This window comes from Agarivorans sp. 2_MG-2023, assembly GCF_030548085.1.
GTDB lineage: Bacteria > Pseudomonadota > Gammaproteobacteria > Enterobacterales > Celerinatantimonadaceae > Agarivorans.
Window position 1 is genome coordinate 109,513 of sequence record NZ_JAUORQ010000008.1, and the last position, 20,056, is coordinate 129,568.

17 protein-coding genes are annotated in these 20,056 nt (G+C 45.2%); 9 read left to right on the forward strand and 8 right to left on the reverse strand.

Annotated features, from left to right (window positions below):
- Positions 1 to 309 precede the first annotated feature (309 nt).
- From Q4549_RS13530 to Q4549_RS13540, 3 genes are all read left to right on the forward strand, one after another.
- Positions 310 to 2,790: a right-handed parallel beta-helix repeat-containing protein gene (locus Q4549_RS13530; RefSeq protein ID WP_303552663.1), complete on the forward strand. Its 2,481-nt coding sequence runs from the start codon at positions 310 to 312 to the stop codon at positions 2,788 to 2,790.
- Positions 2,791 to 2,894: 104 nt separating this feature from the next.
- Complete coding sequence (locus tag Q4549_RS13535) at positions 2,895 to 3,314, forward strand: DUF2141 domain-containing protein (RefSeq protein ID WP_303552662.1); 420 nt, start codon at positions 2,895 to 2,897, stop codon at positions 3,312 to 3,314.
- Positions 3,315 to 3,540: 226 nt separating this feature from the next.
- Positions 3,541 to 5,025 (forward strand): hypothetical protein, encoded by a 1,485-nt coding sequence (locus Q4549_RS13540; protein WP_303552661.1) that lies wholly within the window; start codon positions 3,541 to 3,543, stop codon positions 5,023 to 5,025.
- 73 nt (positions 5,026 to 5,098) lie between these two features.
- On the opposite strand, the gene Q4549_RS13545 is transcribed toward Q4549_RS13540, so the two are convergent.
- The 3 genes from Q4549_RS13545 to Q4549_RS13555 all read right to left on the reverse strand — a co-directional run bounded on the left by Q4549_RS13545 (position 5,099) and on the right by Q4549_RS13555 (position 8,827).
- Positions 5,099 to 5,698: an MltR family transcriptional regulator gene (locus Q4549_RS13545; protein WP_303513279.1), complete on the reverse strand. Its 600-nt coding sequence runs from the start codon at positions 5,696 to 5,698 to the stop codon at positions 5,099 to 5,101.
- Positions 5,698 to 6,846, reverse strand: coding sequence for a mannitol-1-phosphate 5-dehydrogenase (locus Q4549_RS13550; RefSeq protein WP_303552660.1), 1,149 nt, complete (start codon positions 6,844 to 6,846; stop codon positions 5,698 to 5,700). Before Q4549_RS13550 ends, Q4549_RS13545 begins: the two co-directional genes overlap by 1 nt.
- A gap of 88 nt (positions 6,847 to 6,934) precedes the next feature.
- Positions 6,935 to 8,827 (reverse strand): PTS mannitol transporter subunit IICBA, encoded by a 1,893-nt coding sequence (locus Q4549_RS13555; RefSeq protein WP_303552659.1) that lies wholly within the window; start codon positions 8,825 to 8,827, stop codon positions 6,935 to 6,937.
- A 494-nt stretch (positions 8,828 to 9,321) separates the two neighbouring features.
- Between Q4549_RS13555 and Q4549_RS13560 the strand changes: the two genes are divergently transcribed.
- Complete coding sequence (locus tag Q4549_RS13560) at positions 9,322 to 9,960, forward strand: HAD family phosphatase (RefSeq protein ID WP_303552658.1); 639 nt, start codon at positions 9,322 to 9,324, stop codon at positions 9,958 to 9,960.
- A 32-nt stretch (positions 9,961 to 9,992) separates the two neighbouring features.
- On the opposite strand, the gene Q4549_RS13565 is transcribed toward Q4549_RS13560, so the two are convergent.
- Positions 9,993 to 11,204 (reverse strand): winged helix-turn-helix domain-containing protein, encoded by a 1,212-nt coding sequence (locus Q4549_RS13565; protein WP_303552657.1) that lies wholly within the window; start codon positions 11,202 to 11,204, stop codon positions 9,993 to 9,995.
- A gap of 222 nt (positions 11,205 to 11,426) precedes the next feature.
- On the opposite strand from Q4549_RS13565, the gene Q4549_RS13570 reads away from it, so the two are divergent.
- Positions 11,427 to 12,257 carry a mechanosensitive ion channel family protein gene (locus tag Q4549_RS13570; protein WP_303513292.1) on the forward strand — a complete coding sequence of 277 codons (831 nt, stop codon included), beginning with the start codon at positions 11,427 to 11,429 and terminating at the stop codon, positions 12,255 to 12,257.
- A gap of 154 nt (positions 12,258 to 12,411) precedes the next feature.
- Positions 12,412 to 13,932 (forward strand): M14 family zinc carboxypeptidase, encoded by a 1,521-nt coding sequence (locus tag Q4549_RS13575; protein ID WP_303552656.1) that lies wholly within the window; start codon positions 12,412 to 12,414, stop codon positions 13,930 to 13,932.
- Between the two features lie 44 nt (positions 13,933 to 13,976).
- On the opposite strand, the gene Q4549_RS13580 is transcribed toward Q4549_RS13575, so the two are convergent.
- The 4 genes from Q4549_RS13580 to Q4549_RS13595 all read right to left on the reverse strand — a co-directional run bounded on the left by Q4549_RS13580 (position 13,977) and on the right by Q4549_RS13595 (position 17,767).
- Positions 13,977 to 15,248, reverse strand: coding sequence for a GGDEF domain-containing protein (locus Q4549_RS13580; protein WP_303552655.1), 1,272 nt, complete (start codon positions 15,246 to 15,248; stop codon positions 13,977 to 13,979).
- Between the two features lie 156 nt (positions 15,249 to 15,404).
- Complete coding sequence (locus Q4549_RS13585; RefSeq protein ID WP_303552654.1) at positions 15,405 to 16,169, reverse strand: endonuclease; 765 nt, start codon at positions 16,167 to 16,169, stop codon at positions 15,405 to 15,407.
- Positions 16,170 to 16,365: 196 nt separating this feature from the next.
- Entirely contained in the window at positions 16,366 to 16,740 is a 375-nt protein-coding gene (locus tag Q4549_RS13590; RefSeq protein ID WP_303552652.1) for a DUF6172 family protein, read from the reverse strand.
- 166 nt (positions 16,741 to 16,906) lie between these two features.
- A complete protein-coding gene (locus tag Q4549_RS13595; protein WP_303552650.1) occupies positions 16,907 to 17,767 on the reverse strand; it encodes a YicC/YloC family endoribonuclease in 861 nt (286 codons plus the stop codon).
- Between the two features lie 126 nt (positions 17,768 to 17,893).
- Between Q4549_RS13595 and rph the strand changes: the two genes are divergently transcribed.
- The 3 genes from rph to Q4549_RS13610 all read left to right on the forward strand — a co-directional run bounded on the left by rph (position 17,894) and on the right by Q4549_RS13610 (position 20,038).
- Complete coding sequence (rph, locus tag Q4549_RS13600) at positions 17,894 to 18,610, forward strand: ribonuclease PH (protein WP_303513315.1); 717 nt, start codon at positions 17,894 to 17,896, stop codon at positions 18,608 to 18,610.
- A 13-nt stretch (positions 18,611 to 18,623) separates the two neighbouring features.
- Positions 18,624 to 19,268 (forward strand): orotate phosphoribosyltransferase, encoded by a 645-nt coding sequence (gene pyrE, locus Q4549_RS13605; RefSeq protein WP_163130325.1) that lies wholly within the window; start codon positions 18,624 to 18,626, stop codon positions 19,266 to 19,268.
- A 179-nt stretch (positions 19,269 to 19,447) separates the two neighbouring features.
- On the forward strand, positions 19,448 to 20,038 hold the full coding sequence (locus tag Q4549_RS13610) for a hypothetical protein (protein ID WP_303552644.1): 591 nt from the start codon (positions 19,448 to 19,450) through the stop codon (positions 20,036 to 20,038).
- Positions 20,039 to 20,056: the final 18 nt, after the last annotated feature.

The following is a 20,056-nucleotide window of genomic DNA, read 5'->3' on the forward strand; positions in this document are numbered from 1 at the left end:
CGCCTGCGGCTATACAGAAAAATTTCGATTTTTCTGCCCATTGTAAAGTCGGTAATTTTACCCTCCACATTGTTGCTAATACGGAAACTCCAATACGGCCTTCGCCGATCAAACCTTTACTTAGCCATGTCTAAAATTCTAGCCAGGGTATGGCGACTTTTGAATAGTTACTATTGTCCGTCAATATTAAACTCTTAATAGTTGCTGATCATATTTAAGTCTTTGTTTTATAATAAATTGATAGTCGATTCCATTTAGTATATTGTTTCGCCAATTAACATGGAACACAATAAAGACGGGAATCTATCAGTGTCCTTTAAGCTAAGTCACATATCGACATTTATCGCCTTAATCACGCTTTCACATTTATCTCATGCTGCTGACTATTTTGTTGCACCAAGCGGCGATGATGCCGCCGACGGCTCTATTGCTACGCCTTTTCTAAGCTTGGCTAAAGCTGCGCAAATAGCGGTTGCTGGCGATACCGTGAACATTCGAGAAGGTGTTTATCATGAGGTGTTACGGCCAAGTCATTCTGGGGTAGAGTCAAACCCGATTGTGTTTCAGTCTTATCAAGATGAAAAAGTAGTCATTACCGCCATGGAAGCGGTAAATAACTGGACAGAAGACTCGGTGAATATTTATGTTGCCGATGTTGCTTGGGATTTAGGCCAATCGAACTTTGTGATGCAAGGCAATACTGCCATGGATTTAGCGCGCTGGCCGAACAATATCGACGGTGACCCGTTTACTCAAAACTCGCTAAGAAACACGGGTGGCAGTGCCAGTGATGTAGCAAACAATGCTTATTTAGATTATTCACCGGGTATTCCTGATGCCGATTGGTCGAAGGGGGGCTCTGTTTATTTTTATGGGGATAAACCGGGTTCTGGCTGGACAACTTGGCGCGCCTTTATTACCAGCAATACCACCACTCAAGTGAGTTTTAGCCTAGATAAAAATCCCACTTGGATCCGCACTTTTCATGCCCCTGCCGATGGTGGTGACTTTTTCCTGCAAGGGATTAAAGAAGCTTTAGATTATCAGAACGAATGGTATTTTGATGCCGATAACAACAAGCTTTATGTGCAGCTGCCTGATGGCGTGATGCCAAGTGAAAACCAAGTGCAAATGCGTAAGCGTGAAACCACTATCGATTTATCTTCACGCAGTTATATTCATATTAAAAATCTTGCGGTATTCGGTGGCTCAATTGAGATTACTAGTGGAGCCTCGCACAACCACATTTATGGCGTGACCAGTTTATACGGCAACTACACACTAGGGGTGGTGTCGGGTTTTTCGTCAGATAATCAAAGCGTTAATATTCGTAGTGACTGGAACCAGTTTAACAGTGTAAACAACGTGATAGAGAAAAGTGAGATTGGCTTTGGCTCTGGTACCGGCATTTATGATTCTGGTGAAAATACCCAAATTCTCGATTCTTATATTCACGATTTTAACTACTTGGGCAATTACGACGCGATTATTAACGCTCGTGGTGGCAACAATACCAAGGTACTAAGAAACACCATTACCCGTGGTGGCCGAGATGCTATTCAAGCCTTTAATAACAATGCTGAATATGCCTTTAACGACATTTCTCGCAGTAATTTGATTGCCGATGATTGCGGCCTTTTTTACACCGTGGGCGGCCCTAGCAATACCGAGATCCACCACAACTGGCTGCACGATGCTTATTCATCGGGTAGTAAAAGCAAAGCGGCTGGTATCTATTTAGATAACGACGCCGAAGGTTTTGAGGTTCACCACAATGTGATTTGGAATACCGAGTGGTCGAATATTCAAATTAATTGGAATGGCACCGATATCAACATCTACAACAACACCCTATGGAATGGCAGCGCTACTATGGGGGCGTGGCATAAAGACGGTACTGCGTTTTCTAATGTGAATGTTTGGAACAACTTGTCTGATAAAGACTCGTGGGAACCGCAATCAGACAAGCAGAACAACTTAACCACGGCCGAATCTCCTTTTGTCGATTATGCCAATGGTGATTTTCGCTTAAAAGCCAGCTCTGCCCCTATTGATGCTGGCCGTGTTATTGCGGGTATTACCGACGATGTTACCGATGGTAACCCCGATGTTGGTGCTTACGAGAAAGGCGGCGATAACGAAAACTGGATAGCGGGCATAACCTGGGATAGACAGCTAGGCCCAACCGGTAATGGCTGTTATGGGCTTCCTGGAGAAGATTGTGTAAATCCGGCGGTGGAAGTGCCGCTGGCGAGCTTTAGTGTTAGCAGTTTGGAGGTTGATGAGAATCAACAGGTAACTATTGTTGTTACGCTTTCTAGTGACGCAGGGGTTTACCCAGTGACCATTCCCTATACCTTGAGCGGCACCGCTGATAGCAGTGACCACAACTTGCTTGCCGATAGCTTAGTGATTAACGCTGGCACTGAAGGCTCTTTAACTTTTCGGGTACTAGCAGACGAGTTGATTGAAGGTGACGAAACGCTAGTGATTAGTATGGGAACGCTGATTAATGCTCTTGCAGGCACTAATGATTCTGTAACGGTAACCATAAAAGATAAAACAACAGCACCTACACCGGACCCAGACCCTACGCCGGACCCAGACCCTACGCCGGACCCGGACCCTACGCCGGACCCAGACCCTACGCCGGACCCAGATCCTACACCGGACCCAGACCCGACTCCAGATCCTGAGCCCACGCCGGATTCAGACAGTGGTGGCGGTAGTGTAGGTTTTGGCCTGCTATTGATGCTGGCTGTGCTGAGGCTGAATAGAACCAAGCTGTAGGGTAACCATTCAAGCTAAGTAAGCGGGTAGCTGCGAAATCAGCATTACAAATTAATCGTAGAGGCTTATCATTGGCGTTATCTATATCGTTCAATATAAGCCTTATGAAGCGCCTAATTTATCTATTAAGTCTTGTTCCGTTTTTTGTGGTCGCCGCTGATGTTCACATTGATATCTTGGGGATTAAGGCAGGAAAAGGACAAATAGTGGTAAGCGTATGGGACTCAGAAGACAACTATCTTAAAACCCCTTTTCTTATAAAAACCATTGCTGCTAGTAACATTCGAAATAAACAACTTAGGTTTACCTTTAGTAGCTCACTGCCAGCAGAGTGTGCCATTAGTGTTTATTATGACGAGAATGCCAACGGTAAGTTAGATACTAATTGGCTTGGTATTCCTCGTGAAGCCGTTGGTATTAGCAACAATGTTAAAGGGCGTTTTGGGCCACCTAAATATAACGATGGAAAGATTACGCTATCAGGCAATGAACAAATATTTAAAATTTACCTTGAAGAGATTTAATCTCCTGTCATTATCCTGCCTCATTTATCTGCATGCGCACCACTAGCCCAGTTGGCTAGCAAGGTTTTCACTACCAGTTTGCCTCATAATTCTACTTAATTAGCTGTTTTTTCAATCAGTAAATTGATGGCGATTATGTTCAAGAGCAGCTTGTTCCGCTAAAGTAATTAGTGAGATAGTTTTAGTAGAAGCAGCAGGAAGCACTTCATTCCCTATAAGGATTGTAATGAGATTAACCCCGTCGTTCGGCCTGAGTTTATTGTTAGTCATGGGCTTAAGCGCATGCTCCACCAAAACCCTTATCCCCTCAGGTGAGCGTGAAGAAGTTCGCCAACAAGTAGAGCAAAGTGCCGACGTAGGTCTGCAGCGCTTGCTTGAGTTACAGCCTGAGCTAGAGCAAGAAGTCGCCAACTCTGCTGGTTACTTTAGTTCTGAATTATCCAGCTTTAAAGTACCTATATTGGGCAAGTCTCAGGGACTAGGTGCTTTGTATAATAATCAAGACGACAGCATTAGTTACATGGATGTGGAACGTTACGATGTTGGCTTAGGTTTAGGCCTAAGTAATTACTACCTTATAGCCTTATTTGAAAACCAACAAAGTTTAGATGCCTTTGATCAAGGCGGTTGGGGCACCGGAGTGTCGGCAGAATGGCGCTTGGGCGAAAGCGGCCAAACGTTTGCTACAACAATGAATGTAAACGAATATGACGTACCTGCTTACGTGGTGAATGATGGCGGCGCAAACCTGTCTGGCTCAGCGGTGTTAGTGAACGTTTCGCGTAATGAAGAACTTACCGACAGCGGCTTAAATAAAATCACTTTGCCAATGAAAGACAGCCAATCTCGCGGTACTCAAAAACAGCATGCGCCAAGAAAGTGGGACCGTGTATTGCCCTTTTACGGCCAGCGTGTCGTAGACCTAGGTTACGACTTACCCATGCCTATCGGCATTAGTTTGATTTACGTAGATACTTACCAGCACATGGATCTTGATGAATTAGAAGTTGGCCCAGGTGGCGGTGGAAACAAAGTACCGATCGATTTCGTGGCCTTTAGCGACAATGATAACAGCACCTCTACTCCGCAAATTAAAGTGGATGCTTGGCTGTTTCCTTTCATGAACGTATTTGGCACCTTTGGCCGGATAAGCGGCGACGCTAACGTTAATTTTGCACTCAATGGTGACGATTTATTAGAGCAGCTAGAAATTGACTGTTCAGGCATTATTAGCCACCCAGCGTGTCGCGTTCTAGAAGGGAAAGAAACGGTACCGTTTAATGTAAATGTAGATGTATCGGGCTACAGCTATAGCATTGGCACCGTGCTAGCTGGTGGTTGGCGAAGCTATTTTGTGGCTGTACCACTTACTTTTACCTATGCAGATATGGATCGAACCAGCAGCGACGGTGTGGTATTTAGCGCGGTGCCGCGAGTCGGGAAATTGTTCCAGTTTGAAGACGATCGCAGCTTGGCCCTGTATGGTGGCGTGAGCTATTTAGACAGCGAGTTACGTATTGAGGGTAATCAGCCGGTTCCCGGTACTGACTTGTCCATAGACTATAAGATTCGCCAAGAGAATAAAGATAAATGGCAAGGACTGGTCGGCGGTAACTTCAACGTTAATGCGTATTGGTCGGTAATGGTGGAGTATGTTGGCTTTGGTGGAGACCGACGCCAATTTATTGCAGGTTTAAATCGTCGTTTCTAGCGGCACGGGTTTTAGAATGTTGCCTGGGAATTGCGCGAGAGACTAGGCATCCCTGCCTGTTACGAAGTGAGGGTTAGCGCATCATGGTTTGCATTAACACATTGTCGCGACATAGATAGGCAACCATGTCGGTAATGGCCAAAACGATGGTTGACCGCACTTTTTGATTATGACGAGCAAGATGCATGTCGTACATTGGACCGCTAAGTTTGTTAAGCTTGGCAAGGTCTTCTTCAATGGGCATGATCCGTTGAATAGCGTGCACTTTGTTAAGTTCGAACAGAATGTCTATTTCAGTAAAACTTACCTTCTCATCTTGAATTTTTGTCCACTCTCTTAGGGTGACAAAAATTTCGATGTCTTCGTAAATCTCCTGAGAAATCACTCCTAAACCCAAAATTAGCTTTGCACGCAGCATAATGTCGCCCAGCGGGCCATCATTTTTCAACAAGGGGTCTACCGCAAACTTAACGGCATAGTCGTCTTTGTTGAAGATGCTTTTTAGCAGGGTGTCTACGGTGTCATCAAGGGCGTCGTACGCCGCCATTAAACACTCGCTAGCACTGCTTGCTTCGGCAATAGCTTCTAATAGCTCAGCTTCATTTGTGGGGTGAATAGGCATAGGGTCTCGGTAATAACAAAGTGCCACATTAGTGGCACTTGGCTGATTCATTATTTCAACGCTAAATACGCTTGTTCGGCTAGTTTAACAACTTCGTCGCTACTATTCAGCTCTGAATAATGCGCGAGTGTGTCGCAGAAGCCTTTTTCTTTGAACATTGCTTGGAGTTCTACTGCTTGTGGATCGTCGTCGTTTTGATAATGGAAAGCAGCCGCAATGCCTTTAATCAAGTGGCTGTTGGGTAGCTGATATTCCAAAGTACCATTTAATGGCTTAATCAAACGATCTTGTGGGCTGAGTTTACGAATAGGCTGGCGACCTACGCGGTCTACTTCGTCACGCAAATAAGGGTTAGCAAAGCGGCCAAGAATTTTTTCTATGTAAGCAGCATGCGCCGTTGGGTCAAACTGATAACGACGAATCAGCACTTCACCACTTTCTTGCATGGCGGCTTTAACGTCAGCTCTAATTGCTGGGTCTTCAATGGCATCTTTAATGGTTTCGTGGCCCGCCATTACGCCTAAATATGCGGTGATGAGGTGGCCGGTGTTTAAGGTGAACAGTTTACGTTCTACAAAGGCCATTAGGTTGTCGGTACATTCCATGCCTTTAATATCGGGGATGTTGCCCTTAAATTGGGTCTGGTCAACAATCCACTCACTAAAGGTTTCTACGGTTACCGCTAATGGGTCGCTTTCACCGGCTTCTGCTGGTGGCACAATGCGGTCCACTGCTGAGTCAACAAAACCGATCAAAAGCTCTGTTTGCGCATGTAAAGCTTGGGGTAAATGTTTAAGAACTTCCACTTTTAGCTGGCTAGTACCGCGTACCATGTTTTCGCAGGCGATAATGTTCATAGGCTGAGTGACACCGGCTAGCAAGCGTTTCTCAATGCCTTGGGCAATGGTTTTAGCAATAATGTTTAATACTGTTGGCCCCACCGCGGTGGTCACAAGGTCAGATTCTGCCACGCAATCAACCACTTCTGCGCTGGTTGAATTTACCGCGGTAACTTTGCTTACTGGCTCTAAAGTGCATTGTTCGCCCACAACCTTAACCTGGTACTCGCCACGTTGTTGTAGTGCGGAAATAACGGTTTCGTTTACGTCGGCAAAGGTAACGGCGATGCCTGCGTCGGCTAATAATTTGCCAATAAAGCCGCGGCCAATATTACCGGCGCCAAAATGTAATGCTTTCATAATAAATGTCCCGAAAATAGTACTGTAAAACTGAAACAGGAGGCCAAAATTGTTTTTGGCCTCCGTAGGTATTAAGAGTGAATGAGGCTTACTTGCCGTTTAGGATTCGAAGCACATCATCCGGGTTTGATGTTGTTTTTAAGCATTCAATTGCTTCTTCGTCGTCCAATGCGTTGGTAATGGCGGTGATAACGTGAATATGTTCATCACCTTGCGCTGCAATACCAATCACCATTTTGGCAATATCGTCTTCGTCTTCACCCCAGCGGATGCCCTCTGGGAACTGACAGAACACGATGCCAGTGGCTTTAACGAATTGTTTTGCTTCAATTGTTCCATGTGGAACAGCAATAGATTCGCCAAGATAGGTAGACACTAGTTCTTCACGAGCTAACATGCCTGGCACGTAATCGGCCTCCACGTAGCCCAGCTTCACGAGTTGTTCACCAGCAAACTGGATCACATCTTGTTTGGTTTTTGCTTCCATTCCCAAAAAGATGTTTTCTTTTGAAAGCTTAAGCGTTCCTGATTCGCTAGAGCTTGTGTCTGCTGGCGTTTCAGCCTTTTTTGCTGGAGCCGCCTGTGCAGTGCTTAGTTCGCTGACTAAGTTGTCGTAAAGTGCGCTGTCTAAGAAGTTATTCAAAGATATATGCTGTGCTTGCGCCGCATGAGTTCGCGCTCGGTCGGTTAGGTCTTTGTGAGTAATCACAATGTCTGCGTCGTTTGGCAGGTTATTAATGGCTAAGTTGGTGACCTCAATATTGAGGTTGGCAGCTTCAACTTTCTTACGCAGTAAGCTGGCACCCATCGCGCTAGAGCCCATACCGGCATCACACGCTACGATGATTTTGTTAACTAAAGCCATGTCGGCAGTTACCGCTTCACCAGATTGGCCTTTAGAAGATGACTTCATGCCTTGCATTTGGCTAGTCGCTTGCTCAAGTGAATCGTCTTCACCAGCATCAGCTTGGGTTTTAAGCAGCAGCGAAGCAACAATGAATGACACTGCAGCAGAAGCGATTACCGATAGAATCACGCCTACAAAGCCTGACTTCGGTGTCATTAGTAGTACCGCAAAAATAGACCCAGGTGATGCTGGAGAAATCAGACCTGCGTCAAATACAGTCAGTGTGAATACACCTGTCATGCCACCGGCAATAACCGCCAAGATAAGACGTGGATTCATTAACACGTAAGGGAAGTAGATTTCGTGGATACCACCAAAGAAGTGGATGATAGACGCACCGGCTGCAGACTGCTTAGCGTTGCCTTTACCAAACACCATGTAAGCGATAAGTAAGCCAAGACCTGGGCCTGGGTTTGCTTCAATCAAGAAGAAGATTGAGCGACCAAACTCTTCTGACTGCTGAATACCCAGTGGCGAGAAGATGCCGTGGTTAATCGCATTATTCAAGAACAGGATTTTGGCTGGCTCTACAAAGATAGAGGCTAGTGGTAACGCACCCGCTTCAACCATGGCGTTAACGCCTGCAGCTAAACCAGCAGACAGCAATTTAACCGCTGGGCCAATTACTAAGTAAGCAAGAATGGCACAAATCATACCGATAATGCCGGCAGAGAAGTTATTTACCAACATCTCAAAGCCGCTTTTCACTTTACCGTGAACCGCTGCATCAAATTTCTTAATGGCGATACCGCCAAGTGGGCCAACAATCATCGCACCCATAAACATTGGAATGTCGGTACCTACAATTACACCCATAGTTGTAATAGCACCCACAACCGCGCCGCGATCGCCGCCAACCATTTTACCGCCGGTATAACCAATCAGTAGTGGTAGCAAGTAGGTAATCATTGGGCCAACCATAGAGGCTAGCGTTTCGTTTGGTAGCCAACCGGTTGGGATGAATAGTGCAGTAATAAAACCCCAAGCGATGAAGGCGCCAATGTTCGGCATCACCATGTTGGAGAGGAAGCGTCCAAAGTTTTGTACTTTAATCTTTGCATCTGGGGATAGCATAGAATTGTCCCTTTAATGAATTTGTTTGTCGGTCCTTGAAGGACCGCTGGGTGTCTCTCAAGTTGATGTAAATTTAGCATAAGATTTCATTTTGCCTACTCTTAGTGGGATTTTGTGATGATTATCTCCTTTTGGTTGGGTGTAACCAGAATAATTAGTGATTAACGTCACATCATTTGCGCGTTGATAACTTACAAGCCAATTTAAGTGACTTTTAAGTAAATATTAAGGTGACTTGAGTCACTGTTTGTGGGTAGGTGGTTGGTGGGTGGCGTGTGATTTATGTCTCATAAATTGAATTCTAGGTCTAATTTAGGTATTGGTTAGTTCATTTGTTGAGCTGTTTTGGTTCATTTATTGAGCCTTACATGGTCACCTTGTAATTAAGCTACACGTTTGTTGTATTTTTTCTTTGGCGTTTTAGTATTGGTAATGAAAGATTCGCGCAATAATGATGCTTTATCGACATTCTTTGGTTGTGGGAGTTTTCACTTATGATTAACGCAGTGTTGTTTGACATGGATGGTTTAATTTTTGATACCGAAAGCATCTATAAAACCAGTTGGCAGTATGCCGCTAAAGAGCAAGGCTTAGAGCTGAGCGATGCTCTGTACCAGCACTTTATTGGCGTGCCTGATGCAGCCTGTGAACAAATGTTGGTGCAACACTTTGGTGCTGAACTGGATTTGCCGCGATACCAAGCGGTAAGAGATAAACACTTTCACGCTTTGTGTGCTGCTGGGGTAACTTACCAACCTGGTTTTACCGAGTTGTTTGGCTATTTACAGCAACGAGCCATTCGTTGTGCATTGGTGACCTCTTCTGGTGTGGCCGAGGTTAAGCATTATTTTTCAGACTCTCCCTTTTTAGAGCAATTTGAACGAGTAATTACTTCGGAAGATGTGAGTCGTGGCAAGCCTTACCCAGATTGTTATTTGTTGGCTTGTGAAACCTTGGCATTATCGCCAGCCGAATGCTTGGTATTAGAAGACTCGAATAACGGCATGCAAGCGGCGTTAGACGCAGGTTGCCAGGCAATAATGATTCCGGATATGTTGCAAGCTAATGATGAGGTTAAGCGCCGAGCTAAGCATATTCTCCCGCATTTGGGCGAGGTAATCCCGCTGCTTTAAACGTTGGTGGCTAACTATTGGAAGCCGATAGCTTATTGAATTGTACTAAAGGCGGTTAGTTGGCTGAGTAAAGTAGCATTCAGTTGCTTGGCGTTGGCTTGGCTAATGGATAATTGCAGAGCAGTACATTGGTTAAAGCGCATAAACATCGCCAGTTCTTTTGTTAACGCTAGGCTAAAGGCGTCGAGCTTTTTTAGCCAAGGCTCTAATGCTAGATTAAAAATATGCAGGGTTTGGCTGCTACGCTCAGCTTTGCAGTCCATTCGCGCTACTAAGCGACCATCCCACAAAATAGGTAAAGAGAAATAGCCGTATTGGCGTTTAGCCTTAGGCACGTAACACTCAATTAAATAGTCAAAATCAAACAGCTTTTGCATACGTTTACGTTGGATTAGCAAGTTGTCGAAGGGAGATAAAATTTTCAATTTGCTGCGTGCTAGCGGTTTGCTCAGTAGGGGGAGTGATGCGGGCAATGCAAAATAGGAATGCCCATTAACGTTAAACCTATCGACTTCGCCGCTATTCAGCATTTCGTTTAAGGTACTCTCTACTGCCTTTTTATTGTTCTTTAGCAAATACACCATTTCAGACGCTTGGCCTAAACCATTGGCGCGTAAGTAAGAGGTGACTAAAAAGCGGCTATGTTCTTCTTGGCTGGGAACAGATGTGTTGATCGTTGTTGGCAGGACTCGTTCGGTAAGCTGATACACCTTATGGAAGTTTTGACGGTAAGGCACCATTAAATCGCCTTGCATGAACAAACACTCCAACGCTTGTTTAGCTGGTTTGCTGGCCCAATCACCAGTTTTTTTACCATGGTGCTCAAAATCTTTGGCCATTAATGGCCCTTCTTCGCTAATGCGCTTTAATATCGCGTCCATCAATTGGGTGTTTTTGTTATACCAGTGTTTTTGCTGACCGCTGGCAAAGGCATGTTTACGTGGCAAGCTAAAGCGGTAATCGCGCATGGGTAAATAAGCCGCCGCATGCGACCAGTATTCAAAGACCTTTTTATCTTTAACCAATCGATCTAAGTGCTCTACTTGATAGCGTGGGTTGCGGTTCCACAGAGTGTGATGATGAGCGCGTTGAATCACTGAGATAGTATCTATCTGTACATAAGCGAGTTGCTCAATGGCGGCTAGGCTGGCACCTATTGCGCTGCCGTGAGCTGCTGTTGGCGGCAAGAGCTGAGCGTGCAGTACCAGTTTTCTAGCTTGTTGAAGAGAGAGTGTTTCTGTCATTAAGTATTTTCAATCGCTAGCCATAAAAACCAGCTTACCGCGAGTAGAGAGGGCAAACTAGATCGAGAGCGATTTTTCACATCCCGTTGCGCACTTCAGTAAATAGTTAAGTCACATGCAAAAATTATCCTATCAAGCTAATATTTAACGAGTAAACTTGACTAAGAGCATGATTAATCAGCAAGTCTGCTCACTGTTTGTACTGCCTGCAAGGAATGCTAAATGATTGACCAAGAACTCGCCCAGCTCGAATCGGTATATCAAACTATTGTCGACTTTATGGTGCGCTATAGCTTCCAGCTAGTGGGCGCCATTATTATTGTGCTATTGGGGCTGTGGTTTGCCTCTAAAGTCGCTAAGTGGTTGTTCAAAACCTTAGACGGTAAAGGTTTAGACATTACCTTGGCTAACTTCATCGCTAATGTGGTGAAGATATTGCTGATTAGCATGACGGTGATTATTGCCTTGGGTAAACTTGGGGTCAGTATTACGCCATTTGTGGCGGCATTAGGTGCAGTTTCTCTTGGTGCAGGTTTAGCCATTCAAGGCACCTTATCTAACTATGGTGCGGGTTTGGCGATTATTCTTACGCGGCCTTTCGTGCTTAAAAACACCATCACGGTAAAAGGCTATACCGGTATCGTTGAAGAAATTAATTTGGCGACGACGGTGTTGGTGAACGAAGACAACGAACGCGTGACCATTCCTAATCGCCATATTGTTGGGGAAATTCTTAAAAATACTGAGCAAAATAGTTTAGTAGAAGGTGAAGTGGCCGTGGCTTATGGCAGTGACCCCGAGCAAGTCATCGCCTTGATTGAAAACACCTTGGCGACCATTGCTGAAGTGCAAAGCACACCGGCTACTAAAGTGGGCATTGATGCATTCGCTGATAGCGGCATAAACATTAGTTACCGCTTTTGGGTACCCACTCCGATATTCCATCAAACAAAATTTTCTGCCAACCTTGCTGTGTTTAAAGCTTTGCAACAAGCTGGCGTGCAAATACCCTTTCCGCAGCGCGAAATTCGTATGCTGTCTGCCGATGAATAAACGGCTAAGCTACTTACTGCAAAGGAAAAATTACAGCAAATTGATAATTAGTATTATTAATTAATTACTAATTAAATAGCCAAAGCCCTATGATTTATTTTTGACTATGAGTTGAGCTTTATTTGCTCTGACTCTCACTTATCAAGGATGATCAATGAAATTTAGCTCAATTTGCTTGCTGCCTTTGCTGTTAGGTTTAAGTGCTACTGCCTCAGCCAGGTTTCACTCGGCAGTTCACGACAACCCTTATTGGCGACTCTCAACCTACCAAGACCTGCGCACTCAGCTGCGTTTTATGCCCTACTTCGCACGAGTGCCACTGCAAACAGGGGCATTGATTATTAACGATAATAACCAAGGTATTGTGAATATCGACCAAGCGCTACCGACAGATCTTGATATCAATTATCAAGTTTGTGGCGAGCAGGTTGAGCCGCAAAGTATTCGCCAGGCGGTAGTTTGCACGGTAGACGACGGTGGCCGAGGTAATACCAACCCTGAGTATATTGGGTGGTCTACCCAAGGGCGAGAGCTACTAGGCATACGAATGGGCAGCCCTAGTGGCAAGCGAGTGATGATTATTACTCAGCAACATGGCAACGAACCCGCCGGTACCGAAGCTGCACTTACTGTTATGCGCTGGTTAAGCGCTGGGTTTGGTTACAGCAGCAGGCGTATTCTTGAGCAGCTTGATATATTGGTTATATTAAGGGCGAACCCCGATGGCGGGGAGCCAGATCCACAGAGTTGTAACTTCAATCCCACTCCCGGCACGGTGATTGACGAGAATTGTGCCCTCATTAGACAAAACCTTGATCCGCAAGCCGGTGGTGGATTTGCTGAAAACTCTGAAGCAGGTTTTATTGGCATTGTTGGTCGCGGTTACGATTTAAACCGTTATCACCATGTGAAGCTTGATAAACCGATTCGCCCAGTAGAGAGCCAAGCCATGGTGGCAGCAGCATTGGCGTTTCAGCCCCACACGGTGCTGGATTTACACGGAGACCTGCAAAAAACCGACTGCCAGCTAGATTTTAGAACCATTCAGCCCGCGCAAGTACTTGGTGTGTTACCCACTGTTGATTGCTTAAGCGAAGAACACCAGGGCAGCTTTCGTTTATTAAGCCCCTTTGCCGATGCCATTCCTGATTCTCAGCAAGAAAAGTTAGTACAAAGCTTGGCGGTGGAAGTGATGCAGCGAGTCGATAGGTTGTTTGTAGGCTCAACTGGCCGTTTTTCTCAGGTACAGTTAGGTGCTGGTAATATAAGTAGCGGTGCTACTGGCAATTATCAATTTATTGGTGCAGCAGCCGGAGGCTGGGAAACGGTTAACTTTACTAAAGATCTTCGCGGAGACGTGGTTGCGTTGGTAGATGGACAAGCGGTGATAGGGGTGAACCCTGGTTTGCCTGAGCCTAGCTTGATCAGCAAACAGATTTGGATAAACCGAATTGCCTTGTTTGAAGCCTTATCAAGCTTGGCGGGTTATGCTCAACATCCGCCCCAAGATACCAATGGCTTCTGTGATTATCCCCTCGCCCAAGGTTTACGTGCTAACTTGCCTGCTGAATATTGGGGCTCGCAAGCTACTAACGGCCCTCAGCTTATTCCAATAGACCCGGGCGTTGGTGTACCGCTGTATATCAGTGGTAACTGTCCAGATAATCCTTTATAAAGAATAAAGCCTGCTGAGTAATCAGCAGGTTTTCTCTTCCTTAACTACTTAGCTGCAACAACCTTATTTCGGCCGGTTTCTTTCGCTTCATACAATGCTTTGTCGGCGCGTTTAATCCATTGTTCAATAAAACCGGAGTTAATCTCTGCTACGCCAAACGAGCTGGTGATGCGGGCTTTTTCACTGAGCACGGTCCCTTCTACACTTTTACGCAAATGCTCGGCTAAGGCACATGCGCCTTTTAACCGAGTGTGAGTACATACTACAAGAAACTCTTCACCGCCCCAGCGAGCTAAATAGTCGCCCTCGCGAATTTGCTGGCGAATTAGGTTAGCAATGTTTACCAGTACTTTGTCGCCTTCATCGTGGCCGTATTGGTCATTCACTCGCTTAAAGTGGTCGATATCGAATAACACAATGCTAGCGGGCATACCTATATCTACATATTCGATCACAATATCGCTGAAGATACTGCTGAGCCCGGCGCGGTTAAAGCAACTGGTGAGTGGATCGGTTTTGGCCATAAACTCGTAGTTGTCGCGCTCAATGCTTAAAAAGCTATTCACTTTATTTAGCTCTAGTGCATGTTTATCAGATTGCTTGTTTTGGGCTTTTACACCGCGCGATACGCTAAAAAACGCCTGAGTAATGCTAATCAGCCACACCACCAGTAATGCTATATAAAGGTCTTTAGCTTGTAGCCATTTACCTTCAAGCTCTACAGAATGTAGTGATAGTTCAATATTCTTAGCCTGCTGGTTATCACCGGTAAGTAAGGTTAAATGTGTTACCCATTGGTTTTCATCACTGCTTGGTTTGTCTCGCTGAGCATACTGCCACCAAGAGGGGATATAAAGCTGGTCTAGGTCAAAACTATAAGTACCGCGCCCTTGTTGGGGTAATAGGCTTTGTTGGTAGAGATGCAAATATTCAGGCTTTTTTTGCTGTGGGTTATACAGTTGCAGCAACAGGTTATCGGGTGCGTTACCTTGATAAGATAAGTTTATAGCGATGCTTTGATAAGCGCTTAAATCAATACCTTGTTGCTTACCATTTTGCAGATGGAGTTGCATAGCGCAGGCTTGGGCGCTGTCTGCGGCGGGCGTACTACAAAACAAGGTGGCTTTGTTCTGCTGTTTCAGCAATAAGCCTTTTCCCACGCGACCATCTGCTAGCTGATGTGAGAGCGAAATGGGAGAATCTTCATGTAGGTTGAAGTTCAGCTGATGTTCCATACCAAAGTATTGCCAAAGGACTAATACCAAAGAGACTAGGAAGAGTAGCGGGTAGTAAACATCTCGTTGCTGTAAATTCATATACCAATTGAAGAGAGTAAGAGTGACTATTTATCCTCTGTTATTATCAATTAATCCTATGTTTTTTAAAGGGCTTTACAGCTCATAACGTATAAATAACCACATTTGGTGAGCGGAATAGAGTATTCAGTCTAATCTATCGTACTTAAGCTTATGTTATTTCATGGCTAAACAGCGCTCATGTAAAATCGCATTGCGGTTTTGCTGAACTTTTTCGATGCGCTCTGCTCTTAGGCATTCATGCTGTGTAACCGGGTATTGTTTATCCCAAGCATGCATTAATTTGCGTTGACTACTGCTCATACTAAAACGCTTATAAGTCACATCCATATATAAATAACTGCGAGCAATTGGCCCGCGAGCAATCTCTGGTGGTTGTGCTTTACGGCTCTCAATGCGCATATCACAACTGCCGAAGCTAGATGCGCTATCGCTTAACATGGTGAAGTTATAGTTAGAACGCGCCGCATTTACCGCACCAATGGCAGGATAAAGGTTGTACATGTCGGCCTGCATTAAGCGGTATTCGCTGTTGGCTTTTTCTGCGCAACGGCGGCCTTTATAAGGTTTACCTTTGGAGTTTACACAGCTTGAATGCCCCTCTCGCCACTCACTAAAACTACGGCCAAAGTTTTCTGCAGGCACGACATGCTCGGTTTCATAGCGAGCCAGTCGATTAAGGTATTTACTGGTAGAGAAGCCAGCATTTAAGCGAACATTCTTCTTCTCATCAAATGAGGCTTGGCAATACAGGGTGCTGCGCATCGCGGGCTCTATATACACCTGCTGCAGTAACAAACGCTTGGCGCTGCTGAATGACTCTATGGATTGATTTCCATCAGCAAAGGCGAGTGCCGGGAAGTAAAGGGTAAGCAGCAATAAACATCGCGGTAGGCTGCTTAGGGTTGTTTTTAAGTACATCTTAATCTTATAAAAAACCAAACGAACAGGCGGCAACTGTACAGGCTGTTTATAAACTCAGCTAATCATCAATAACTTAGGGGCTTAGGTTTGAGGGGGCATAGTTGGTGCGGTGTAGCAGATTGAGTAAAGGCCAATCGTTAGCAGGAATAACTGATTGGCCTTAACTGTTTTCTAAAGACAAAGGTAAACGGTATTACTCAGCGTCTTTGCTTATCTCTTGCTCTGCGTTAGCAATAATATCGTCTAACTCAGCGCCTTCTTCGTCCATTGCTTCTTCAGAAACCGGTCGTTCTGGGCGGTTTGCAGGCTTTGCCATAATCTCTAAGTAGAAAGACGGCAGCTGTTGTTGCTCCGCTTTATCCATAGACGCGTTAATTTGTGAAACATGAATTTCTTCTGCTTCTTCTCGAGTAGGACCGTACTTACAATCAAAAGCCCAAAAGTCAGCACCGGCAGGCAAGGTTTTGTTCTTTTCGCGACGAATGTATTTTTTAGCATCGTATTTAGCGGCTTCAATAATGCGCGCTAAGTTAAGTTTTGGGTGAGTAAGTGGGTAAGTCTTTTTCATAATAATCCTAGAAAACAGTCTAAAGCATCGAACGGACGCACACTGTAATGATTCTAGGCTATAGAGCAAGGATTAATCGACGTTTAGCTGAAAAAGCCTAGCGATGTGTGCAGAAGTATTTGAAGCCTCTTAATTGAAGAGGCTCTTGTCTGGGGGGAAAGTGTAATTATTCTAAGTTCTGGATCTGCTCTCTCATCTGCTCAATTAAAACCTTAAGCTCTACAGCAGCTTGAGTGATTTCTGAATTGATCGATTTAGACGCTAAAGTATTCGCTTCGCGGTTAAACTCTTGCATCATAAAGTCTAGGCGTCGGCCACAGGCGCCGCCTTTTTTGATGATTTTTTGCGTTTCGCTTACGTGTGAATCTAGGCGGTCCAGTTCTTCGGCTACATCTATCTTTTGCGCCACCATTATCATTTCTAATTCAATGCGCTGCGGCTCTAACTCGTCTTTTACTTCGGCTAGACGATTGCTTAGGCGATCTCGTTGCCATTGCATTACTGCGGGCATTTGTTCGCGCACAAAAGCCACTTGCTCGGTAATTTTATCGAGGCGAGTGGTAATCATGGTGGCAGTGTTTGCCCCTTCGCTGGCGCGGCTTTCGATGAATGCCGTTAGGGCTTCTTGCCAGCCGGCTAATAACTCTTTGCTAATGGCGTCGGCGTCTTGCTCTGGGGTTTCCATTACGCCTGGCCAGCGCAATATGTCTGCTGGATTTATTTGCCCACCTGCTTGCTGCTGTACCCATTCGGCATTTTTAATCAGTTGCTCGGCTAGCGCCTGGTTGAGTTGCAGCTCGCCGCGGTTGGCTTGGTCTGCTTCAAAACGCAGGTTACATTCTACTTTACCGCGCTGTAGGGCTTTTCGAATTTTGTCACGCAATACCGGCTCTAGGGCGCGAAACTGTTCTGGCATGCGCCAGTAGGTTTCAAGGTAGCGTTGGTTTACGCTGCGAATTTCCCATGTGGCACTGCCCCAATCGCCTTTAATTTGGTGGCGTGCGTAGCCTGTCATGCTGTGAATCATAATTGATAGCCTTTGATAAATTTGCTCGATTATAGCGGCTAATAGGCGCTTAGTCAGTCTAGGCGTGACCAAGTGCGACAAAAGCCTATATAATAGCCGCGAATTTTAAATTACAGGGTTATTACCATGCGTCCGAACGGAAGAGCTGTTGAACAAATGCGTCCAATTACTATTACTCGAAACTACACGGCACATGCCGAGGGTTCGGTTTTGGTCGAATTTGGCGATACCAAAGTGCTATGTAATGCCTCGGTAGATGATGGTGTACCACGTTTCTTAAAAGGAAAGGGCCAAGGCTGGATTACCGCTGAATATGGCATGTTGCCGCGTTCTACTCACAGCCGCATGGGCCGTGAAGCAGCGCGCGGTAAGCAAAGTGGCCGTACCCAAGAAATCCAACGCTTAATTGGTCGCTCGCTACGTGCTGCGGTTGATTTAGAAGCCTTGGGTGAATACACCATTGTAGTAGATTGTGACGTGATTCAAGCGGATGGCGGTACACGTACAGCGGCTATTACTGGTGCATGTGTTGCCTTGCAAGATGCCATTTGGTGGATGATTGAGCAGAAGAAATTAAAAGTAAGCCCGCTCAAGCAGCTTATTGCTGCGGTATCGGTAGGCGTGGTGGGTGGTGAGGTCGTTTGTGACCTTGAGTACACCGAAGATAGCGTAGCTGAAACCGATATGAATGTTGTGATGTGTGAAGACGGCAACATGATTGAAGTACAAGGTACTGCCGAAGGCGCACCCTTTAGCCATGAAGAGCTGCTCGAGATGCTAGCCTTTGCCAAAGAAGGTATTAGCCAAATCAATACTGCCCAGCGCGAAGCCCTATCTAAGTAATTGAGAGAAGAAGATGAAAGCTTATCAACGTGAGTTTATTGAATTTGCTTTAGCCAAAGGCGTATTAAAGTTTGGCGAATTTACCTTAAAGTCTGGCCGCACTAGCCCTTACTTTTTTAATGCGGGTTTGTTTAATACTGGCCGTGATTTAAATCGCTTAGGCAAGTTTTACGCAGCGGCACTGCAAGATTCAAATATTGATTATGACTTGGTATTTGGCCCAGCGTACAAAGGTATTCCTATTGCCACCACCACCGTTGTTGCTTTAGATGAGCACCATGGTAAAGATGTGCCTTACTGCTTTAACCGCAAAGAAGCGAAAACTCACGGCGAAGGCGGTAGCTTGGTAGGCTCTGAGTTAGCTGGCAAAGTAATGCTGGTTGATGACGTTATTACTGCCGGTACGGCGATTCGCGAATCAATGGACATTATTAATGCCCATAACGCTGAATTAGCCGGTGTGCTCATTGCCTTAGATCGTCAAGAGAAAGGTAAAGGTGAGTTGTCGGCGATTCAAGAAGTAGAGCGCGACTACAGCGCGACGGTGATCTCTATTGTTAAGTTGGCTGATTTAATCACTTACTTAGAAGAGCAAGGCGATAATCAAACCGCACTGGCTGCGGTAAGCGCTTACCGAGAGCAATACGGTATTGCGTAGTATTTATAATATCTAACACCAAGGCGGCTTTTAAAGCCGCCTTTTTTTTGGCCAAAATGCGGTAATTATCACCCGTTATATTGATGCTTTTGTTTTTAATAGATAGAGTAGCGAGGCTTAGGGTTAATAACCCTGTATTTTCGGAAATTGCATGTAATTCAGAGAACTAAGGAAGTCTCATGTCTGTTGAACTCAATGCCACAAAAACTCAAATATCTCTGCTCGTTTCAAACGCCTTAACTGCCATTAAAAACCGCAGCACCGACTCTCAGTGGGAGCAAAAAGTAAAAACGGCTGCTGATAAGCTTGCCCACTTAAGCAAAACAATTAAAAGCTCAAAGAGCAATGCGCTTAATATTGGTAAAGCTCAAGAAAAAGCAGCAGCGCCACAGCATCGTTTTAGCGCTAGGCAATCAACTAACAGTAAAGTTGCCAATATGAATGGCTTAGAAGACGCGGTTAATAGTGCGATGAAAAAGATAGGTAAACAGCTTAAGGATGAATCGATTAAGTCGCCTTTTAAAGACAAAAAAGCGTATGAGTTAATGGATATGCTGGCCGGTGAAGTCAGTTCTTACGACAAACTACTTAGCTCCTTAGATAGCTTGGCGAAAACTGCCGCTAAAACCACGACAACTAGTAACGCAGTGGTGATTCAAAACAACACTATGCTATTAAAAACGCAGGGTGTTAATGGGCCAAGCATACTCATGTTAGCGGCACTGTCGTTACGCGTAGTGGCGATGATGTTGGCCACCAAGCAAAAGTAGTCATGCCGCGAGTGCGAG